The 21,082-nt window shown below is 56.0% G+C and carries 21 protein-coding genes; 9 read left to right on the top strand and 12 right to left on the bottom strand.

Features of this window, described 5'->3' with window-relative positions:
* Nucleotides 1–4: 4 nt before the first annotated feature.
* The 3 genes from DESPR_RS14850 to hemL form a co-directional block, all read right to left on the bottom strand.
* On the bottom strand, nucleotides 5–454 hold the full coding sequence (locus DESPR_RS14850) for an ATP synthase subunit I (RefSeq protein ID WP_015725618.1): 450 nt from the start codon (nucleotides 452–454) through the stop codon (nucleotides 5–7).
* Entirely contained in the window at nucleotides 447–686 is a 240-nt protein-coding gene (locus tag DESPR_RS14845) for an AtpZ/AtpI family protein (protein ID WP_245529463.1), read from the bottom strand. The genes DESPR_RS14850 and DESPR_RS14845 overlap by 8 nt, the downstream gene beginning before the upstream one ends.
* A gap of 74 nt (nucleotides 687–760) precedes the next feature.
* The gene (gene hemL / locus DESPR_RS14840) at nucleotides 761–2,050 is read right to left on the bottom strand and encodes a glutamate-1-semialdehyde 2,1-aminomutase (protein WP_015725616.1); all 1,290 of its coding nucleotides are present in this window, start codon (nucleotides 2,048–2,050) and stop codon (nucleotides 761–763) included.
* A 271-nt stretch (nucleotides 2,051–2,321) separates the two neighbouring features.
* Here hemL and trxA point away from each other — a divergent pair, with 271 nt between their 5' ends.
* The 3 genes from trxA (at nucleotide 2,322) to DESPR_RS14825 (ending at nucleotide 4,575) form a co-directional block, all read left to right on the top strand.
* A complete protein-coding gene (gene trxA / locus DESPR_RS14835; protein WP_015725615.1) occupies nucleotides 2,322–2,651 on the top strand; it encodes a thioredoxin in 330 nt (109 codons plus the stop codon).
* Nucleotides 2,652–2,725: 74 nt separating this feature from the next.
* Nucleotides 2,726–3,688 (top strand): thioredoxin-disulfide reductase, encoded by a 963-nt coding sequence (gene trxB / locus DESPR_RS14830; RefSeq protein ID WP_015725614.1) that lies wholly within the window; start codon nucleotides 2,726–2,728, stop codon nucleotides 3,686–3,688.
* An 11-nt stretch (nucleotides 3,689–3,699) separates the two neighbouring features.
* On the top strand, nucleotides 3,700–4,575 hold the full coding sequence (locus DESPR_RS14825) for an outer membrane protein assembly factor BamD (RefSeq protein ID WP_015725613.1): 876 nt from the start codon (nucleotides 3,700–3,702) through the stop codon (nucleotides 4,573–4,575).
* 18 nt (nucleotides 4,576–4,593) lie between these two features.
* Here DESPR_RS14825 and DESPR_RS14820 read toward each other — a convergent pair whose 3' ends face one another.
* Together DESPR_RS14820 and DESPR_RS14815 are read right to left on the bottom strand one after the other, a co-directional pair.
* On the bottom strand, nucleotides 4,594–5,193 hold the full coding sequence (locus DESPR_RS14820; RefSeq protein WP_015725612.1) for a P-loop nucleotide/nucleoside kinase family protein: 600 nt from the start codon (nucleotides 5,191–5,193) through the stop codon (nucleotides 4,594–4,596).
* On the bottom strand, nucleotides 5,180–6,196 hold the full coding sequence (locus tag DESPR_RS14815; RefSeq protein ID WP_015725611.1) for a hypothetical protein: 1,017 nt from the start codon (nucleotides 6,194–6,196) through the stop codon (nucleotides 5,180–5,182). Before DESPR_RS14815 ends, DESPR_RS14820 begins: the two co-directional genes overlap by 14 nt.
* A 138-nt stretch (nucleotides 6,197–6,334) precedes the next feature.
* On the opposite strand from DESPR_RS14815, the gene larB reads away from it, so the two are divergent.
* The 5 genes from larB (at nucleotide 6,335) to DESPR_RS14790 (ending at nucleotide 11,914) form a co-directional block, all read left to right on the top strand.
* A complete protein-coding gene (gene larB / locus DESPR_RS14810; protein WP_015725610.1) occupies nucleotides 6,335–7,090 on the top strand; it encodes a nickel pincer cofactor biosynthesis protein LarB in 756 nt (251 codons plus the stop codon).
* Nucleotides 7,091–7,259: 169 nt separating this feature from the next.
* Nucleotides 7,260–9,833, top strand: a complete 2,574-nt coding sequence (locus tag DESPR_RS14805) for a protein translocase subunit SecDF (RefSeq protein WP_015725609.1) — start codon at nucleotides 7,260–7,262, stop codon at nucleotides 9,831–9,833.
* The gene (locus DESPR_RS14800) at nucleotides 9,823–10,563 is read left to right on the top strand and encodes a YkgJ family cysteine cluster protein (RefSeq protein WP_015725608.1); all 741 of its coding nucleotides are present in this window, start codon (nucleotides 9,823–9,825) and stop codon (nucleotides 10,561–10,563) included. The genes DESPR_RS14805 and DESPR_RS14800 overlap by 11 nt, the downstream gene beginning before the upstream one ends.
* 28 nt (nucleotides 10,564–10,591) lie before the next feature.
* Nucleotides 10,592–11,257: an HD domain-containing protein gene (locus tag DESPR_RS14795; protein WP_015725607.1), complete on the top strand. Its 666-nt coding sequence runs from the start codon at nucleotides 10,592–10,594 to the stop codon at nucleotides 11,255–11,257.
* A 21-nt stretch (nucleotides 11,258–11,278) separates the two neighbouring features.
* The gene (locus DESPR_RS14790; RefSeq protein ID WP_015725606.1) at nucleotides 11,279–11,914 is read left to right on the top strand and encodes an HAD family hydrolase; all 636 of its coding nucleotides are present in this window, start codon (nucleotides 11,279–11,281) and stop codon (nucleotides 11,912–11,914) included.
* 20 nt (nucleotides 11,915–11,934) lie between these two features.
* On the opposite strand, the gene DESPR_RS14785 is transcribed toward DESPR_RS14790, so the two are convergent.
* Nucleotides 11,935–12,567 (bottom strand): DUF4388 domain-containing protein, encoded by a 633-nt coding sequence (locus DESPR_RS14785; RefSeq protein WP_015725605.1) that lies wholly within the window; start codon nucleotides 12,565–12,567, stop codon nucleotides 11,935–11,937.
* 278 nt (nucleotides 12,568–12,845) lie between these two features.
* On the opposite strand from DESPR_RS14785, the gene DESPR_RS14780 reads away from it, so the two are divergent.
* The gene (locus DESPR_RS14780) at nucleotides 12,846–15,221 is read left to right on the top strand and encodes a ubiquitin-conjugating enzyme E2 (RefSeq protein ID WP_015725604.1); all 2,376 of its coding nucleotides are present in this window, start codon (nucleotides 12,846–12,848) and stop codon (nucleotides 15,219–15,221) included.
* A 28-nt stretch (nucleotides 15,222–15,249) separates the two neighbouring features.
* Here the strand turns inward: DESPR_RS14780 and DESPR_RS14775 are convergent, their stop codons facing one another.
* The 6 genes from DESPR_RS14775 to dsrA form a co-directional block, all read right to left on the bottom strand.
* The gene (locus DESPR_RS14775) at nucleotides 15,250–16,221 is read right to left on the bottom strand and encodes a KpsF/GutQ family sugar-phosphate isomerase (protein ID WP_015725603.1); all 972 of its coding nucleotides are present in this window, start codon (nucleotides 16,219–16,221) and stop codon (nucleotides 15,250–15,252) included.
* Nucleotides 16,218–17,225, bottom strand: a complete 1,008-nt coding sequence (locus tag DESPR_RS14770; RefSeq protein ID WP_015725602.1) for a YhdH/YhfP family quinone oxidoreductase — start codon at nucleotides 17,223–17,225, stop codon at nucleotides 16,218–16,220. Before DESPR_RS14770 ends, DESPR_RS14775 begins: the two co-directional genes overlap by 4 nt.
* Before the next feature lie 25 nt (nucleotides 17,226–17,250).
* A complete protein-coding gene (locus DESPR_RS14765) occupies nucleotides 17,251–18,036 on the bottom strand; it encodes a biotin--[acetyl-CoA-carboxylase] ligase (protein WP_052302133.1) in 786 nt (261 codons plus the stop codon).
* 99 nt (nucleotides 18,037–18,135) lie between these two features.
* Entirely contained in the window at nucleotides 18,136–18,366 is a 231-nt protein-coding gene (locus tag DESPR_RS14760) for a dissimilatory sulfite reductase D family protein (protein WP_015725600.1), read from the bottom strand.
* Nucleotides 18,367–18,444: 78 nt separating this feature from the next.
* Complete coding sequence (gene dsrB, locus DESPR_RS14755; protein WP_015725599.1) at nucleotides 18,445–19,587, bottom strand: dissimilatory-type sulfite reductase subunit beta; 1,143 nt, start codon at nucleotides 19,585–19,587, stop codon at nucleotides 18,445–18,447.
* Nucleotides 19,588–19,637: 50 nt separating this feature from the next.
* Complete coding sequence (dsrA, locus tag DESPR_RS14750) at nucleotides 19,638–20,924, bottom strand: dissimilatory-type sulfite reductase subunit alpha (RefSeq protein ID WP_015725598.1); 1,287 nt, start codon at nucleotides 20,922–20,924, stop codon at nucleotides 19,638–19,640.
* Nucleotides 20,925–21,082: the final 158 nt, after the last annotated feature.

Below are 21,082 nucleotides of genomic sequence, written 5' to 3'. Positions count from 1 at the left end.
CTCCTCAGACTTTGCTCGGCAACCAGCACTTTCCAATGCTCAAGCCGATGATAACAACACTGATCATAATCGTGGCAAACCCCAGCGTCAGCCCGATCACATCGATCGGAACCTTTGAGGCCAACACGAACAACAGCAAACCAACAACAATCAACCGCGCAAATGCCCGCAGGAAAAAACGCGTTTTTTCCATGTTGACGCCACCCCCGGAAGATCCGTCAGCTGCGCTGACGCGCTCCATCAGACGTTGGGCGTCTTTCTTCAGCAGCCAGAAACTGCCATTCACCAGCAGCCCTCCGATCAATATCGATTGGGCGAAGATCCATCCGAAAAACCACCAGCTCCCGGCGACCAGAAACATCAGCAGAATGCCGCTGCACAGTATCACCTGCCGCACCACCAGTAAACTGGTTTCGGTATGCGAGCTATTGATCGTATGATCCCGGTTATTCATCTTGTATTTTCCGGTTGAGATCCCAGAGGTTTTTAAACCCGGCAGCAATACCAAAGGCCAAAAAAATAAATGTCAAATAAGGGGCGGTGTTACCGCCAAATACTTTATTGTCCAGGAACCACCCCATACCGAAACCGATCAGGATGGAAAAAACAAAGGTCATGCCTACTTGGCTATACACAGCCAATTGCCTGAACATCTCCCTGCGATCGTCCGACATTGTCACCTTCATGTTCATTCGCCGGCAGTCGCTACAATCGGTGCTACAGGTAGCATGCGCAATCGGCAAACGCAATAATTTTTTAATTAAACCATCAATTTTTTGAATGACGATTCAGTCATGTCCAAGGCCTTTTGCAAGTGGCTTCGCTCATGGGCGGCGGAGACAAACGACGCCTCGAACTGCGATGGGGCAAGCCAGATACCGCCGGCGAGCATGTGGCGGAAGTACTGTCCGTACAAAGCGGCATCGGCGGTCATGGCCGAGGTGAAATCGGTGACCGGTCCCCGGGTGAAGAAACAGGTCATGAGGGAGCCGATCCGGTTGACACTGATCGGTACAGGTGCTGCGGCGGCCAGTTTCTCCATTTCGGCGCCGAACCAGTCGCTCTTCGCTTCGAGCTCGGCGTAAAATCCTGGGCGTTGCACCACCCTGAGCATCGCTAGTCCCGCTGCCATGGCCAAAGGATTGCCGGACAGGGTACCGGCCTGGTACACGGGCCCATCGGGGGCGATCAGTTCCATTAACTCCCGTTTGCCGCCGTAAGCGCCCACTGGCAAGCCACCGCCAATGATCTTCCCGAGGCAGGTCAGGTCGGGCATGATGCCGAAGCGCTCCTGCGCCCCGCCCAGAGCCAGACGAAAACCGGTGATCACCTCGTCAAAGATCAGGATAATACCGAGTTCCCTGGTTAATTCCCTGAGTTTTCGCAAGAAACCTAAATTTGGCACGACGACGCCCATGTTGCCGGCCACGGGCTCGACAATCACGCACGCAATATCCAGGTTGGTGTCACGCAGGGTCTGCTCCAGGATTTCTTCATTGTTATAGGGGATGGAAAGAGTGTTCTTGACGATGTCCTCGGGGACCCCGGGGCTGCCCGGTATGCCAAGGGTAATGACCCCGGATCCAGCCTTGACCAGAAAGGAGTCGGCATGCCCATGGTAGCAGCCGTCGAACTTCACCACCACTTTCCTGCCCGTATAGCCTCGAGCAAGGCGAATGGCGCTCATGGTGGCCTCGGTTCCCGAATTGACAAAGCGAATTTTGTCCATGGATGGGACCGCCTTGCAGACCATGGACGCCAACTCTACCTCGAGGGGCGAGGGAGCGCCGAAACTGGTGCCCTGAACGGCAGCCGCTTGAATGGCTTCCACGACTTCGGGATGAGCATGTCCCAAAATCATCGGCCCCCAGGAACCGACAAAATCGATGAATTCGTTGCCGTCGACATCGGTGATCATGCAGCCGGAGGCCTTGTGCACAAACAGGGGATCACAGCCGACGGAACGGCAGGCGCGGACCGGTGAATTCACCCCACCTGGGATATAGGTTTTTGCTTGAGTGAAAAGCTGCGCGGATCTGTCTGTTTTCATTGTTTTCCCCGTCATTGCTGCGTTGATGTCACTGGTTTCGGAGCGAAAAGGACCGTCTCTTATAGCACGGCTGTTTTTCAGATGTCAAAAGCAAAAAAGAATACATGAGTTGGCGGGGTTGACAGCGGTTCAATGATGTCAATTTTTTCTTGTCACCTCTGGAGCGGCAAGGTAGAATGACCGGCAATGCAGATTAATATCCCATAACCATCGAGAATTTATAGTTTTTCATTCATCCCTTATCGATGGGAGGCCTAAAGGAGAACGTGAGATGGCAAGTGACAAGGTAGTGCACATATCCGACAGCGAATTCGAAAGCGGCATCATCGGTAATTCTCTCCCCTGTCTTGTTGATTTTTGGGCTCCGTGGTGCGGGCCATGCAAGGCCATTGGACCGGTCATCGACGAGTTGGCTGCGGAGTACGAGGGCAAGGTGGTCATCGCCAAAATGAATGTTGACGACAACCCCGCCACGCCCGGAAAATTCGGCATTCGCGCCATCCCCACCTTGATCCTCTTCAAGGGCGGCGAAGTGATCGATCAGATCACGGGCGCGGTCGGCAAGTCGCAATTGCAGGATCTGATCAAAAAAGCCATCTAACATTTTCTCGCAGGGCACGGTTTGTTGTGTTGGGACAAAGGACCGTGCCTTCTTTTTTTGGGGCGGTATCGACCATGCAACAGGCACAGTATCAGCTGATCATCGTCGGTGGCGGACCGGCTGGCCTGACGGCCGGGTTGTATGCCGCCCGTGGTCGTCTCAAGGTTCTGCTCGTTGAAAAAGGGGCCACTGGCGGTCAAGTGCTTGTGACCGACTGGGTGGACAATTATCCCGGGTTTACCGAAGGCGTCTCCGGATTCGACCTCATGGATAAAATGACCGCCCATGCCGATCGTTTTGGCCTGGAGAAAAAATTCGCCACCATTGCCAAGCTGGATCTGGCCGGAGAGGTCAAATCCGTCATCCTTGAAAACGGTGAAACGCTGACCGCCAAAACCGTAATCCTGTGTACTGGAGCCAAACCCCGTCGATTGGACGTTCCTGGTGAATATGAGTTCAGCGGTCGTGGGGTTTCCTATTGCGCTACCTGCGACGGTCCCTTTTACCGCAACCAGGAAATCGCCGTGGTCGGAGGGGGCAACACTGCCATCCAGGAAGCGCTGCACTTGACCAAATTCGCCTCCAAGGTCACGGTCATCCATCGGCGGGGCGAATTGCGGGCCACCAAGATTCTCCAGGAAAAAGCCTTCTGCAACCAGAAGATCGATTTTCTGTGGAATACGCGAGTGCTCGAAATCAGAGGTTCCAAGGGTGCCGGAGTGGAGGGATTGCTCCTCCGGCACCACAACGGCGAGGAATCGGTTTTGAAGGTGACAGGGCTTTTCGTCCTGATCGGCGTTGTGCCCAACAACGACATGTTGCCACTGGATCAACTCCAGACCGACGAAGGCGGTTTTGTCATCACCGACGCGGAGATGGCTACCTCCATTCCCGGAGTCTACGCCGCTGGCGATATCCGCAGCAAACGCTTCCGGCAGATCATCAATGCCGCGGGAGAAGGCGCGGTCGCTGAATTATCCGTCGAGCATTATCTGGGCAACCAAGCCCCGGATACCCCCCTGAACTGCAGTGAATAGAGGACCATGCCATGCCCACGGTATCTATCGTACGAACATTTCGCGCTGACAAACGCCTGCTCCTCGTTCTCTGGTTGCTCGCGGCAATGACACTTTCCGGTTGTTCGACATTTGACGGCATGTTCAGCGCCTTTTCGTTTGGTGAAGAGGAAGAACCGGAATCCCTGCCACCCGAAACACTGATCGTTCAGGGGATGGATGCCTATAACGTCGGTGATTATGGCGAGGCTATCAAAAACTTCAAAATCATCCTGGACGAGCATCCGTTCAGCGCGCAAGCGATGCTCGCCGAACTCAAGGCTGCGGATGCCAACTATTACAACAAGCAGTACGCGGAAGCCAAAACCCTCTATAAATCCTTTGAGGAACGCCATCCGACCAATGAAGCCATCCCCTATGTGATGTTTCAGGTCGGCATGTGCGATTATCGTCGCTCCGATCGTATCGACAGGGATGCGTCTGGCCCTCAAGAAGCGATCAAATCCTTCACCCGGCTGATCAATGCCTATCCGCAATCACCGTACGCCAAGGAAGCCAAGGCGAAAATCATCGAGTGCAAGGAATTTCTGGTCAACCATGAATACATGGTCGCGGTGTTCTATGTGCGCACCGATCGGCAGGAAGAGGCCAAACATCGATTGAAATATTTGCTGGCCATGTATCCCGATTCCAATCTCGCTCCGCAGGCCAAGGCTCTGTTGGACCGCCTGGAGGCGGGAAACGCCCCTGCCTGGGGCATGAATCGCTGGTTGCCGGAGTTCATGACCAAGGCTCCTGCCGATCGCAAAGAAGAGGCAACGGCCGGGGAGCAGGCCGAGGGAACGCCCAAAACGGAAGAACACCGGGCGGTGCCCGAATCGATCAGGGACGCCGAGTCCACCGAGTGATGAACAATGGCTGGCAGCTCACCCCCGCATCAACGGGTACTCTGTCAGCCAGTCGAGCATCGTTTCCACTTGTTGCTCGGTGTTGATGGGGATGCAGTCCGGTTCGGCCTGCCTGTCCGGCAACTCAAAGGTGCGTTTCTGATGGAGGAATATCTCCCAGCGGCCATCGGAAACGGCGGTCGCATCCTGCGCACGCAATGCCAGTCGACGCCGCACCTCGTCATCCGCGCAGGTGCAGAAGAAAAACACGCACCGTCCCTTGATCTCCGTTGCCAAGGCCCGTACCCGTGCACGATCGGAACGCTTGCTGTACGAGCCATCCAGAATGACAATCCTCGCCCCTCGCTCGAAATCCGCCCGTGCCCGGTCGAGTAGGGTCTGATACGTTGCCGCTGTCAGTTCCGGTGAATAGATTCCCTGGCCCACGCCATCGGGTCGGCGATCGCTGGGCTGCAAGCCGGCGAGTTCCTTGCGCACCCGATCGGTATTGTAATAAGGAGCTTGACAGCGTTTTGCCCAGGCCAGGGCCAGGGTTGATTTGCCCGAAGCAGTCATGCCGAAGAATACCGCGAGCGTCTGGCGAGCTATAGCGGTAGCCGTCGGCTCATTCGCTGGCATAGCGCTCGGCCAAACGGAAATACTTAGCCGCATTGCCCAGGCAGGCGGCCTTGAGCGACGGTTCGACCGCTGGGTCTCCTGCTGTAAAAAGCCCTATCTTGCCGCGGACATAGGCCCGGTAGCATTTATAGAAGTTCAGCATCGCCCCCAGGCCGCTGTCGTTGGTCGTTCGGGAAAATTGGTCGATGAATCGGGATGATAGACGATCAAGTCCGTAAAAGTCCAGGTCCATGGCCAGGAAGGCTACGTCGCTGGCCACATCGCAGTAACGGAAGCGCTGGTTAAACTCGATGCAGTCGTAAATGTAGACCTTATCCGCCAGGCAGATGTTGGCGGAATAGAGGTCACCATGACAGTCGCGGATATATCCGCCCTCGATACGCTCTTGAAACAGGGGCTCCCGAGCGAGAAAACGCCGTGCATACCCGGCGATGCCATCAAATTGTTGTTGGTTCAGTGTCCCCTGGCCGATGAATCCCCGGGTCTGTTCGAAGTTCTCCAGCACATTTATGCCGACAGCCGCCGCGGTGCCAAAGGCGGCGATTTCCGGCCCTCCATCGGCGCGGCTGTAGAAATCGGCCAGCACCTCGACCAGGGCATCGATATGGGCCTCGGACAACGTGCCGGCCTGGATCAGATTGGTCATCATCCGGTCCTCCGGCATGCGGACCATTTTAACCCCGTACTCCACCACCCGGCCGCTGCCGTTGAGGGTGAACCCGCCTCCGGTTTCCGCGGTCACCCGTACGAGGTCGAGGTAGATGTCCGGGCAAAGTCGGCGATTGAGGAGCAGTTCCTGTTCGCAGCACACCCGCCGTTTGTCGAGATCGGAGAAATCAAGAAAGCCGAAGTTGACCGGTTTCTTGAATTTGTAGACATAATTGCCGGCAAGGATCACCGAGGAAATATGGGTCTGCACCAAACGCAGATCCGGCGCGGGATGATCGTAACATGCAGGACGCAACAGCGCCTGGAGGAACGGGGGAAGCGTATCGTTGCTCATGGACGTTCTCCGGCCGCCCTGGCGGCCCGGTTGAAGTTGATCGTGCCGGCAATCTAACAGAACCATGGTCAGGCGTAAACCGTTTCACGTCGATTTTCCCCATGCCCCAGTCAGCCCCAGCAGAGCATCCATTTTTGCATGAATGAACAGAGTGTTGCCGCCTTGCTTCACCAGGTGCGGAACGGCGAGATCGAGATCCAGCACGCCCTGGATCAACTACGGCTGCTACCGATTGAACTCCTGAACTCGGCGCGCCTTGACCATCACCGCACCCTGCGCACAGGTTTGCCGGAGGCGGTATTCGGCGAGAACAAGACCGTCGAGCAGTTGATCGAGATTCTTGGTGCCCTGTTGCGTGTGCCCAACGTGGTGGTGGCGACCCGGGTGTCTCCGGAAAAAGGCGAAGCCGCGTGTCAGCGGCTGAACGGCTTGACCTACCATCCCGTGGCGCGAATGCTCACCGGCAATGAAGCGCATGCCCCGGCCGACGGCGGCAGGGGTACGGTGGTGATCGTCACTGCCGGCACCTCGGATCTGCCGGTGGCCGAGGAGGCAAGCGTCACCCTGCAGACTTTCGGGCACCGTATCGCCACCGTCCATGATGCCGGGGTGGCTGGTATCCATCGCATTCTAGCCCATTCGGCCCTGTTGCAGCAAGGATCGGTGATCATCGTGGTTGCCGGCATGGAAGGCGCCTTGCCCTCGGTGGTGGCGGGCATGACCGCCGCGCCGGTTATCGGGGTGCCGACCAGCATCGGCTATGGAACCGGTGCCGGCGGCTATTCCGCCCTGCTGGGCATGCTCAACAGTTGCGCACCCGGTCTGGCGGTGGTCAACATCGACAATGGGTTCGGTGCCGCCTGCATGGCCGCGGCGATCAATCGCGCTACCTGAGATCCTGCTGCATCCGATCGGGCCGCAGCTGGAAACCCGTGTCACCGCTTTTTCAGGCAAAAATTGGTTCGCACCGTTGCATCAAGCGGTGTGCCGGCGTATATTCTTAAACTTTGTGTGACCATTTATTTAACTCAACCTTTTCCCCACCCCCACAGGTACGCTGTCCATGACTACCAGCATAAAGCTCAAAATCTGGCTTGTGATCTTCCTCCTCTTCTTTTCCGGACTGGTCCTTGCACCCTCCGTCTATCACGATCTTCCGGACTGGTGGAAAAAGTATCTGGCACCCGCCGGGCTGAAGCTGGGATTGGATCTTCAGGGCGGCATGCACATCGTGCTTCAAGTGGATCTGGACAAGGCGGCGGAGAACTCGCTCGATCTTTCCGCCTCGGATTTCAAATCCGCCCTGGCCGCCAAAAATATCAACGCAGTGCGCATGGATACAGGCACCCCGAACGCCATCCTCTTTACTCTGCCCAATACCAGTGCCATTGAGACCGTCAAGCAGATCCTCAAGGAGAATTTTCCCAACCTGGACAGCCAAGTCGAGGCCGAGGCCGGGACGTTTCCCCGCATCACCCTCCGGTTGAAGAGCGAGGAGGTCGAGTTTATCCGTAAAAACGCGGTTAATCAGTCACTGGAAATCATCCGCAACCGGATCGATCAGTTTGGTGTCGCTGAACCGATCGTCCTGCGGCAAGGGGAAAATCAGATAGTGGTCCAGCTCCCCGGTGTCAAGGATCCGCAACGGGCCATGAGCCTGATCGGTCAGACCGCACAGCTCGAGTTCAAAATGGTGGCCGAGGCACCGGGGCTCAATCTCGGCCAGATGATCGACGAGGTGACCAAGACCGGTCAGTGGCGCGAAGGGGACAGTAGAAAACAGCTCAACTTCGCCCTACAGAACCGGTTGCCCCAGGGGACGGAAATCTATTTCGAGAAGGTGATCGACAGCAAGACCAAGAAGGAATCACGAATCCCCATTCTTTTGGAAAATCCGGTTTTGATGACCGGCGAAATGGTGAAAAACGCCCAGGTCCGCATCGGCGGCACCTTCAACGAGCCCTATGTCAGTCTGGATCTCACGGGGCATGGCGGGCAGGTTTTCGCCCATCTGACCGAAAAAAACGTCAATCGAAGACTGGCGATTGTTCTTGATGAGATCGTTCGCTCCGCACCGGTCATCCGGGAAAAAATCCTCGGTGGCAGTGCTCAGATTTCCGGCAATTTCACCCACAACGAAGCGACGGACTTGGCCATCGTCCTCCGCGTCGGCGCCTTGCCGGCACCGGTGGATATCATTCAAAACCTGACGGTGGGCGCCAGTCTGGGGCAGGATTCCATCAAGGACGGATTGTCCTCTGGCCTGTTTGGCGCGCTGCTGGTGATTGCCTTCATGGTCCTTTACTATCGGGTCTCGGGTATTATCGCCAACGTTTCCCTGGCCCTCAATATTCTATTTCTTTTTGTCGGGTTGGCCATGCTGGGCGCAACCCTGACCCTGCCTGGCATCGCCGGTATCATCCTGTCCATCGGCATGGGTGTCGACGCCAACATTCTGATCTACGAACGCATGCGCGATGAATTTGCCTTGGGCAAGTCACTGCGTTCCGGGGTCGACGCGGGGTTCAACAAGGCATTTTGGAGTATTGTCGACGGCCAGGTCACCACCCTGATCACCGCCCTTGTCCTGTTTCTCTTTGGCACCGGCCCGATCAAAGGTTTCGCCATCACCCTCACCTTGGGTATTCTCTTCAACCTGTTTGCCGTGCTTTTCTTCTCGCGGCTGATGTACGATTCCCTCCTCAGCCTGAAATGGCTAAAACGCATCAGCTTTTTGAAGTTGATCGGTAAAACCAACTTTGATTTCATGCGACTGCGCAAGGTTGCCTATTCCGTCTCTGCGGTCCTGGTCGCCCTGGGTTTGATTGCCTTTGTGCAGATCATGCGGGGCCATGCCAACATGGGCGTGGATTTCTCCGGTGGCACAATGTTGCAGTACAAGGCTGAACAGGCTTTTTCGCTCGAAGAAGTGCGCGGTCTTCTCAGAGCCAACGAGATCAGCGGCGTCGACCTGCAGCAGGTCACCAATGAAAACAGACTGATTGTCAAAATTAAAAAATCTGAGGAAAAAGTCAGCAATTTGGGCGACCGCATCTCGACCATCCTCGGCACCGATCAAGCCCATGCGGGGTTTACCCTGGAAAGCAAATCAGAGATCGGGGCCTCCGTCTCCGCCGATCTCCGCAACAAAGCGGTGATTTCGATCATCCTCTCCATGCTCGGTGTGGTTGTGTACCTGGCCTTCCGATTTGACTTTCGTTTTGGTTTAGCGGCCACGGTGGCCACCCTCCACGATGTCCTTGCCGTGCTCGGTGTGTGCTGGCTTATGGACAAGGAAATGAATTTGCTGATTGTCACCGCGCTGCTCACCTTGGCGGGTTACTCGCTGAACGATACCGTGGTCATCTTTGACCGGATCAGGGAAAACATGTACACCGATGAGCGGCTCACTTTCTTTCAGATCATCAACGAAAGCATCAATCAGGTGTTAGGACGATCCATCATGACCGGTATGAGTGTCCTGTTTTGTCTGGCCTCGCTCTTTTTCTTTGGCGGCGCGACCCTCCATGATTTTTCATTCGCCCTGCTGGTCGGATTGGTGGTGGCGTTCTTTTCTTCGGTGTTTGTCGCCAGCCCGCTTTTAACCATTACAGGAAAATCCACCAGTGAGTCTTAAAGAACTTCCAGAAGCTTTTCAAGCGATTGCCGCCGAGCAGGCGTTTGAGTTCGCCTGCCATCCCGGCGTGTCCTGCTTCACCGAGTGTTGCCGGGAGCTGGACTTGACCCTGACCCCCTACGATGTTGTGCGGTTGCGCCGCAACCTGCAACTGACCTCCGGACAATTCCTGGAGCAGTATGTGATCATCGAATGGGACGAACAACAGCTCTTTCCCTTGTGTTATCTGACCATGGTTGACGACGGCCGGGCTTCCTGTGTGTTTGTCGGTTCTCAGGGGTGCTCGGTGTATGAGGATCGGCCTGGCAGCTGCCGCGCCTATCCCCTTGGGCGGGGGGCCACCAGGGGCGCGGAGGGCGCGCCGCTCGAATCGCTGGTTCTGTTGCGTGAACCCCATTGCCGGGGCTTTGAGCAGGAGCGGCAGCAGACGGTGGCGGCCTATCTCCACGAGCAGGGGTTGGAGGCGTACAACCGGTATAACGATGCCTTGCTGCCGTTGCTACAGCATCGGCAAATTCAGAACCGAACTTTCCGCCCCACCCGCCAGCAGTTGGATCAGTACATGCTGGCGCTCTATGATCTGGACCAGTTCCGCCGCGAAATGACCGCCGGCCGCATCGCCCTGCAGCGACCGCTCACCCCCCAGCAGCTCAAGGGGCTGGCCGGGGACGACGACGAGCTGTTGCTGCTCGGGATTCGATGGCTGTTGCAGGAATTCTTCGGCGAGTAGGGGCGGAACAGGGAGTGCCCCGGCAGTCATGCATGCCTCTCCACCCATTGCTGTCCCGCTTCTGCAACGTCTCCGGGCGATCAGTCATTCGTTTTGCGTCGCTGAAGGCGGCTCGCACGGCCCCGATCACAGCGAGCGGGTGCTGGCGACAGCCTTGGCCATTGGGCGCAGGATGGGTGCTCGGCCGGAAATTCTCACGCCCGCAGCGCTTCTGCACGACATAGGTCGTCGGGAAGAAAGCATGAGCCGCGGGCGCCTCTGCCATGCCCTTCGGGGGGCGGAACTGGCGGCGCCGATTCTCCGGGACCTGCGCTATGACGAGCCCGATGTCACGGCAATCTGTCACTGCATTCGCAGCCATCGTTTCCGCGGCGGCTGCCTACCGCGCAGCCTGGAGGCCAAAATCCTCTTTGATGCCGACAAGCTCGATTCCATCGGCGCCATCGGGATTGGCCGGGCCTTTCTCTTTGCCGGCCAGATCGGTGCCCGGCTGCATAACCCGGAACAGGATCCGTCCTTGACCTCGGCCTATTCGCTGGATGATACGGCCTACCGCGAATTTCAGGTCAAAATGTCGAAGGTTCGCGAGCAAATGCTCACTCCAGTAGGGCGGGACATGGCCGAGGCGCGGCACGCATTCATGGAAATTTTTTTTGATCAACTCACCAGGGAGACGCGCGGCCTTGTGCCGTGAGTGGCCCGAGGCTCATTGTGTATGCTGAAACTTGTCGTCTTTGACTGTGACGGGGTCATGTTCAGTTCCCGGGAATCCAACCGGGTGTACTACAATCACCTGTTGTCGGCCTTTGGCTGCGGGCCGATGGATGCGGAAGAGCTCGAGTATGTCCACATCCACAACGTCAACAATTCGGTGGCCCATATTTTTCGCAAGTATCCGGAAATTGATCTGGGCAGGGTCAATGCCTACCGTGCCAGTCACGAATACACGCCCTACCTCCGCTACATGACCATGGAGCCGGACTTGATGGATTTTCTGCGCCTGATCAAACCCCGTTATCATACCGCCATCTCGACCAATCGCACCGATACCATGGACACCATCCTCGACACCTTCGCCCTTCGTCCGTGGTTCGACATGGTGGTCACCGCTACCGTCGCCCCGCGGCCCAAACCGGCTCCGGATGGCTTGGTGATGATTCTTGATCATTTTCAGGTCCGGCCGGCGGAAACGATTTATATCGGCGATTCGGTGATCGACCAAGAGCACTGCGCCAGCGTTGGTATCGACCTGATCGCTTTTCGCAACAGGGCGCTCGCGGCCCGCTATCATGTGGACGATTTTTCCAGTATCGTCCAGTTGCCGCCGTTTCAAGAGGCAAGCGGGGACTGAAGGCAAAAAGGAGGCGGATGTTAGGCGCTTTCGTCGAGACGCCGCAGACCCTCCATGAGGATCATCATGAAGTCGCCCAGTTCACGGGTGGTCATCAAAGCCTCTGGCAGGCCTGGAATGAAGTGGAAGGTTCCCTTTTTTTGCGAAAGCATGGCATAGATCGCCTCCTGGTTGTCCAGATCCCCAAAACGGGCGGCAAGCAGTCCGCCTTCACGGAAGGTCACCCGGGCCGATCCCTGTTCGAATTCCAGGATGAGCCGGCCGGTTTTCTGGTGCATGTGAAAAACTTGGAGGAGCTCCGCAGGTGCAATCGCCTCGATTCTGCCGCTGATGACCGCCTCGCTGTTTTTCTTCATCGGCAAGGCCTGACCGTCCGCACTGCCGACGAACGGCTTATCGGTCAATGAGAATTTGATCAAACCGGTGCATCCCCCGCAGGTGAAGACCGAATGGCGTTGATCGGCAAAATTGGCGGCGGCATGGGGCAGCAGGGAGAACAGCAGGCCGGTCAGTTCCCGGATCAGAATGAGGCACGATGCGCGGCCCAACGGCAACTCGACAGCTTTGTCCGTCAGGAGAAAACGTTCGTCTTGGGTGTACAGGGGACAATTCCTGACGTGGATGATTTCAAAAACGGCCTTGAAGGTATGCATCAGCCCCCGGTACCCGAGCAGTTTCAGACAATGGACGCACTAGCCGCAAATGTACACGTGAATCCTTGAACTCTCAATCACTTCTTCCGTGCCTCCCCAGAGGGACTTTTTCCGTGGTCGATTAAAGCTCGCTTGTTTCCCCTGAGTAAATGCTTTACACTACATCGAAATAACGACCGCTGCGCCCTTTCAGACAGCATTTCCGTATTCCGGTTGACGGCTTCTCGTCCCTTTGTCGGCCGACACCGATGATCACTCGCACATTACAAGGTTATTGTATGGCCATGGGCTCACAGCAGCTTGCGGAAGATTACACGCAGCTCAAAGACCTTCTTGAACTCTACCCCAATATTGCAATTCTCAAGGCTGACGGCCAACCGCCGGACAACTATGAGATTGAATATTCGCTACGTGGCTTTGTCAAGGATGCCGATAATAACATCGTCATCGGCCAGAAGCATCGCATCCATATCAGTCTGCCCTTTGGCTATCCCCATTTCGCGCCCATCGCCAAGCCCCTGACCCCATTGTTTCACCCGGATTTCGATCCCGCAGCCATCCGCATAGCCGACCAATGGCAACACAATCCCTCCCTGCCTGAGTTAGTACTCCATCTTGGCGAGATGATCAGCGGCAACATCTTCCATCTCGACGATCCGTTCAATCAGGAAGCCGCGGAGTGGTATCGGTCGCATCAGGATCAGCTGCCGCTTGATTCGGTGAGCGTGGCCGATATTCAAGAAACGGAGGTGGAACTGGACTCGTTGGTCGATGATACCTTTGCTTCGCTGGGCTTGGAGAGTGATGATTTTCTTGCCCCCGAACAACCGGTGACGGCAGCGGAAATCGCACACGTCCGAGAGCTGGTGGCGCAGAACAACATCTTCACCGCCAACAAGCTGCTCGCCGACATGCCGCCGCATGCCGAATTTCCCGACAGGGAAGAGATACAGCAAAACATCGGCAAGGTGCTGCGGAAAACGGATCAGCTCTATAAGCTTGCCGAACAGCTCGAGGATGTGGGCAAATACGACGAGGCCCTTGAGGTGGTGGATAACCTGCTGGCCATCGCCGCCGATGCTCCAGGAGCCGAGACCATTCGCACCCGGATTCAGCAAACGTATCAGCTCGCCCAATCAGTTGGAATGTCGCCCAAGCTTCGAGAGGCGGGTGAACGGCGCGAGCCCCCGGAGGCCACGGTTTCCCTGCCCGCGAAAGCCCGTGCTCGCATTCCGGCCTGGGGCGGGTCCATTCCCTTCAAGCCGATTTTGCTCGCCGTGCTGCTCATCACGCTGGGCATCGGGGCTGTGTTGCTCTATTTTAAGGATCAGAACATCATCAGCCAAAGTCAGGCCAGTTTGCTCAAAGGCCAGCTGCAGATCGAGAAAAAACAGTTTGACGGCGCGCTTGAAACATTGGAGGCGGCAAGATCGCGACTGGGCGGGCTTTCCATCCTCCGGTTTCGTAAGGGAGCCCTGGAAAACAAGATCACTGCCCTGATGACCTCGAGCGAATTGCAGGAGGGATTGAAGGGACGTGTTTTTTTTCAGGGAGAATATGTCTCGGCCGATATGGCTGCCGCGCAGCAGCAATTGATTGTCCTGACCGACCAGGCACAGGCCTTGGCCAGTCAGAATAAGATCGGAGAGGCTATTGCCTTGTATCGTCAGGCATTGACGTTCGCCACCGAACACAAACTGATCAAACAACAATCAGCCATCCAGGACGTACTGCAATCACTGGAATTGCAGCACGCACTTGCCGTGGCCGAGCGGGCCGAACAGGAAAAGAATTGGAACCAGGCCGCCGAGGCGTACAGGAAGGCGCTGACCCTGTCCGCAAACAGTACAACATTGGGGACGGCAAGCGATATCACCCATCGAATGACCGCCGCTACCTTCCGTCATGAGCTGGATCAGTCCAAAAAAGCCTTCACCCAATCGCAGTGGCAAGAGACCATCAGGTTTCTCGAGCAAGCCCAGCAGTCCATCACGGCCAACCCTAATGTGGTGACCGAAAAAGAACGGCAAGACCTGCACCAGCTTCTGGTCAACGCGCGACTGTATCTGATGTTGTCCACGGCACGCGAGGCCTATCAGGCCAAGAATTGGGAGCAGGCCATCGCCGAATATCAGAATGCGTTGAACCTGTTGACCAGCGAGCCTGACAGCGCGGGCAGCATGCACGGGGAATCGGTCGGCAAGATTGAGAAGACCCTGCTCCTCGTGCAAATCGCCCAGATTCAGGATCAAGTATTGATCGCTGAAGGCAAGGGAGACGGAGCGGGTGTGTTGAACCACAGCCGGGAGATTCAACGACTCATCCGATCAAGCAAGTACGCCGAGGACCCGGCGGTGAAAAATGTCCTGCGCAAAGTGAATGAGAGAATGAACAAACAGCAGGAGCGTATCGGCCAAAGCGAAAAAATAGCTTGGCTGGAAGAGCATTTCGAGGAAATTTTCCGCAACAATTACCCGACGTTCCGCGGATCACAGCTGTCCCAACCCAAGGCCGTCTTTCTCAAAAAGATCGGGTCCAAAAGCGTCTATACCCTGACCTGTGTCGAACGCAGTCAAGGGAGTGCTTCCAAGATTGAACTCAATTACATGTTCGATGCCAGTACGGGAAAATGGTCTGTTTATGGTGGCCAGTAAGTAAGGCGAAATCGTTTCAAGTCCCCCTTTAAATAAGGAACCTGAATTCGCCCTTGCCGAGAAGATTGTGCAGGTGCAGGATTCCGGCAAGCCGTCTCTCTTGGGTCACCACGGCGAGGACAGTAATTTCATGTTGCTGCATGATGCTGAGCGCATCGGCGGCCATCAGATCGCTGGCGATGGCCACCGGATCGTGGGTCATTCCCGCAGCAAGCGATGTGTTCTCTAGGCTTTTTCCCGCGGACAACAGCCTTCTGATATCGCCATCGGTTACAATGCCCCGCAGTACCCCTTGATCATCGGTGACAAACACGGCGCCAAGGTTTTTCTCATTCAGTTCCGCTACCGCCATGGCCAAGGATGCCTCGGTTGTCACTGACGGGACTCTTTCCCCGGTGAGCATGACTTCACGAATGGCGACCTTCAGTCGCGCCCCCAGGCTGCCGCCAGGATGGTTCCGCCGGAAATCCTCGGCACCGAATTGTTTGCGATTCAGCAAAGCTACGGCAAGCGCATCGCCCATGGCCAGGGTCGCCGTGGTGGAGGTGGTGGGGGCCAGTCCCAATGAACATGCTTCCCGTGGAATGGATACATTCAGGGTGACAAGCGCATGTCGAGCCAAATTGGAATCCAGTTTTCCGCAGATGGCGATGATTTGTGTCTGGCGTTCTTTCAGGCTGCTCAACAGCCGGTTGAGTTCCGAGGTCTCGCCTGAATAGGAAATGGCCAGAACCACATCAGTCGCCGCGACCATACCCAGATCACCGTGCATGGCCTCGACTGGGTGCAGGAAAAAAGACCGGGTGCCGGTCGAATTGAGGGTGGCGGCAATCTTTTGTCCGATCAACCCGGATTTACCGATCCCGGTAACCACCAATCGGCTGGGGCAAGCCATGATAATATCCACTGCCCGCTCAAATTCCTCGCCCAAATTATCTCGGACTGCGAGAAGTCCTTCCGATTCTATGGTCAACACTTCTTTTGCCAAGGCAACACTCATGGTTCTTCCCCCAAATCGACGACACAACGTCCCTTGCTGTTACCGGCAAGCATCGCGCCGATTTCTCGTTCCAAGTCATGCAGTTGAATCATCCGGCATATACGGCTCAGTTCAGTGGGCTTCCATTCTGCCGCCAATTTGTTCCAGACGCGGAGCCGTTTGTCCCGGGGACAATTGGCTGAATAGATTCCCAGCAAGTGGACACCGCGCAGAATAAAGGGATACACGTTCAGTGCGAGCTCACCGGATGCGGCGTTACCGCAACTGGTGACCACCCCGTCAAATCCGGTCCCCTTGATCGCCGTAGCGAGAATATCCCCACCGACGGTGTCAACCACGCCAGCCCAGCGTGCGGGCAAAAGTTGCCGAGCCTTGCCCTGCAACAATTCGTCTCGGGGAAGAATGGTACTGACGCCAAGATCAAGGAGAAAATCATCGACATCCGGTTTTCCGGTTAAGGCCACGATCTGATAACCAAGCTTTCGCAGCAGGATGATCGTTATCGTCCCCACACCTCCGGTTGCTCCGGTGACAAGGATTGGACCTTTGCTCGGGGCAATGCCATTGGTTTCAAGCCCGAGAACGCTCAAGGCGGCGGTAAACCCTGCTGTCCCCAACTGCATCGATTCGAGCAGGGTCAGGGAGGACGGTTTGCGAACCAGCCACTCGCCGGGTATTCGGATATATTGACCAAAGCCGCCATCGGTATTCATCCCCAAATCATACCCGGTACAGATCACCTCATCTCCTTGCTGCCACCGGGAATCGGTGGACTGGACGACAATTCCGGCGGCATCGATCCCAGGCGTATGCGGGTAGGATTTGGTGACCCCACGGTTGCCGCTGGCTGAGAGCGCATCCTTATAGTTGAGCGAGGAATAGTGGACCCGGACCAGCACATCCCCAGGCGGAAGGTCGCTGATTGATCGTTGTCTGACTGCGCAATGAACGGAGTGGTCTTCCCTTTCGCTTGCGACGAGGGCATAGAATGTGAGTGCTTCCATAGAAATCAACCTGTTAAGCGCCGAGTTAAATGGAATCGGGGAGTGCGGCGGGCATGGTTTCGGCAGGTTGTTTCCCGCCTTCCCCGGGGCGGAGTTGACCACCGACAATACAGTGGTCATTTCCTTCGGTATCGACAAACCGGTAAAGCCCTTGGGGGGTCAGGCCAAGGCCGATGCCGTGCAGCGTCACTGGGCCATTGGTATAGACCACCGGTTTGTTCAATAAGTAATCATATTCCTGCCATTGGGCGAGAAGAACCGCTGAATCCGATTGCAGTCGGTGGATTGTTGCGATGATTTTTTCCACCACTGCAGGAAGGAGCATCTTTAAATCGGTGCGGATGCTGGCCTGTTCATACACACTCGTCACCAACGGCTGCAACTCTTCGGGAAAATCGGCCAGGGCACTATTCACGTTCAGGCCGACACCGATGATCACCATGGGCCGGGGCGAACCGCTGTTGTTCGGGAGCACTCGTTCGCACAGGATACCAGCGATTTTGCGGCCATGAACATACAGGTCGTTGGGCCACTTGATATGGGCCTGCAGGCTGAATCGCTCGCAAAGGCATGCGCGGCAGGCGAGCCCTGTTGCCAAGGTGACCAATGGCAAGCGCTCCGGCGATATATCGGGCATGAGCAAAAGCGAAAAATAGAGTCCGCCTTTTGGCGAAACAAAATTGCGACCGTGTTGCCCCCTGCCGGACGTTTGACGTTCGGCGCAAACAACCGTCCCGGAAGGCTTCCCTTCAAGGGCGAGTTCTTTGGCCAAACGATTGGTGGAATCAATATGATCAAGGTAAATGAGCATGGTGTAGGGCGAACATGCTGGGTGCATGGAAGCGAATAAAAAAAGCAGAGATCCAGGAGGATCTCTGCTTGGGAAACGCTTTGCGAGAACGAGTAATGCTTACTTTTCTTCGTTCTGAATGCGATCCGGCCGAGCATACATGGTGGTAGACCCAGAGGACCAGAACATCAACTCACCCTCGGTGACCAGCGCATTGGCGACTTTTTTGATGTCACGCGGTTTGGCATCCGGATCACATTCATAAAAATCTTTAATGTAAAGCTGTGGCTTGGGTGATTTCTTCGCTTTTTCAATGATGGCTTTTTTAAGGTCGTCAATACTTAGTGCCATAACGCGCTCCTCGGGATGTGTGAAAAACACAAAAAAGATCGGCCCTGATGCTCAGGGCCGATCATAGGTTTCCTGCTATTACTTGGTGTATGCGGCTGTATGACTGGTGTATTTGAACTGGGTGGTGGTCCGCCAAGTGTCGTACGCCAGACGATAGTCGTCGATGGATTTCTCGGTGAAGGGCAGACCGGTCTTCTCGAAGAACTTCTCCCAACCGATTCGCTCAGCCCACTCGCCCAGACGCTCATATTTCTTGGCATCTTTGGCATAGGCTTCCAGGATCTGACGTACACAGGCGACAGTCTCAGGCCAGCGCGGGGTGGTGTTCGGCAGGAACGGAACAACCAGTTTGGAGAACTTCGGCGCGGACTTGGAGTTGGAAACCTTGCCGCCCACCAGAATGGCGATACCGTCGCCTTCCGGATCGGCCAGCGGCATGGCCGGGCACATGGTGTAGCAGTTACCGCAGAACATACAACGCTCGGCGTTAACCTTGACCGACTTGACTTCTTCGCCAGCGGAGTTGGTGGCCTTGGCAGGCTTGACCGCACCCAACGGACAGGAGGCAATGGCCAGCGGGATCTCGCACACGCCGCTGATGCGATCATTGTCGATCATCGGCGGCTTGCGATGGATACCGAGGATGGCGATATCGGAAGCGTGTACGGCACCGCACATGTTCAAGCAGCAGGCCAGGGCGATACGAACCTGAGCCGGCAGGGTCATGGAACCAAAATACTCGAACAGGTCATCCATGACGGCCTTAACCGGACCAGAAGCGTCCGTGGCCGGGGTATGGCAGTGTACCCAGCCTTGGGTGTGCACGATGTTGGTGACGCAGGCACCGGTACCACCGATCGGCAGGACATCTTTGTGACTTGCAAGTTCAGCTTTCAGAGCAGCCAATTTGTCTTCGCTGTCGACCATGAACTCGACGTTGTTACGGGTGGTGAAACGAAGGTAACCGCCGCAGCACTTGTCAGCGATATCGCAGTACAGACGTACACGGTTGACGGTCAACAGACGGGCAGAGCCACACCGCACAGTGTAGACCTTGGCGCCGGTCTCGGAAACGTGCACGAGTACACCGGGCTCAAGGATTTCATGATACAGCCATTTGCCTTTGTTCTCTTTGATGACAGGCGGCAGGAAATCCCCATAGTAGCGCGGTCCCAAGTCGGTAATCCGACCTTCCATAGGATTCTTTGGATCGTAACCCATTATATTATCTCCTTATAAAGTAGTTCCGTTAAAGTATCTCGAGACGACTATCAGGCAGCGTGACGCTTTCTGAACTCAACAACGTCACGCTCCCAACCGCCAGGTACTTCCTCTTCCTTCCAGAAGACGTACGGGTTGGAACGCGGCTCTTTTACATGCTGCGGCATGGGCTCAACTTCCATGACGCTGAGGAAGGTAGGCAGGCCGATACGTTGCATGGTCTCACCAACGCGCTCACGGTTCTTGCCGACTTCCATCCACCAATCCCACACTTTCTCGATCATATCGACGATCTCTTCGAAATCGTTCTCAGCGTTGCACTCGATGAAAGGGATAACCATAGTGGCGAACTGGGCACCATCCAGGATCGGGGCTTTGGCGCCGATGCAGATGGTGGCGCCTTTCTCGACACCAGGACGGAGGGCACGCGGCATGACGTTGATGCAGTGCATGCAGCGGGTACACTCGGCGTCATCGATCTTCAATTCATTGCCTTCCATCCACATGCACTGGGTCGGGCAGAGGTCGATGACCTCTTTCTGAATGTCGAATTTACCCCAGTCACGGCCCTTGTGGGCACCACCATTGGACGGATACGCGGCGTCACCGGCGATGTATTTCTGCACGGCGGCCTGGTCGATACGGATGTTGTCCTTCCAGGTGCCGATGACGGCAAAGTCGGAGCGGGCGATGGCGGCAACGCAGTCGTTCGGACAGGCGGAGAATTTGAACTTAAACTTATAAGGGAAGGCCGGACGATGGATCTCGTCCTGATAGCGTTGGGTCAGGCTGTTGCACATTTCCTGCGCATCGTAACAGGCCCACTCACAACGGGAGTCACCCAGACAGCAGGAGGGGGTACGCAGGTTGGAACCGGAACCACCCAGATCCTGATTCAGGTCATGGGTCAGATCCCAGAAGAGGGGCTCGAGATTCTCGGTGCGGGTGCCGAGGAAGATCATGTCACCGGTGGAACCGTGCAGGTTGGTGACGCCCGAACCGTATTTCTCCCACAGATCCATCAGGGCGCGAAGGTTCTCGGTGGTGTAATAGAGGCCGGAGGGCTGGGCGATACGTACGGTATGGAAGTGCTCTACGCCAGGAAACTGGGTGGGAACATCAGAGTAGCGGCCAACGATACCACCGCCGTAGCCAAAAACACCGACGATACCGCCATGCTTCCAATGGGTGATCCGATCTTTGTATGAAAGCTCAAGCTGGCCCAGAATGTCCCAACACTCAGGCTTGGTTGCTGCCTGCTGCTTGAGGTCGGTGACGAAACTCGGCCATGGACCTTTTTCCAGTTCGTCCAATAGAGGCGTTTCATGCTTTGCCATCAGTGTTCCTCCTGAAGAGATTATGTGGTTGAAAAATACCGGTCGGTTAGGATGACCTGAACGAGAATTGCACGTCAATACAGGCAAGAACGCACAATACCATATTGAATGCTCATTCAGGAGGCGAGCATAAACGTCCGTAAAGTCTTTGTCAACAA

Origin of the sequence: Desulfobulbus propionicus DSM 2032 (assembly GCF_000186885.1) — a bacterium.
Taxonomy (GTDB): domain Bacteria; phylum Desulfobacterota; class Desulfobulbia; order Desulfobulbales; family Desulfobulbaceae; genus Desulfobulbus; species Desulfobulbus propionicus.
The sequence above is the reverse complement of the archived record's forward strand: the minus strand, read 5'-3'. Positions and strand labels throughout refer to the sequence as shown.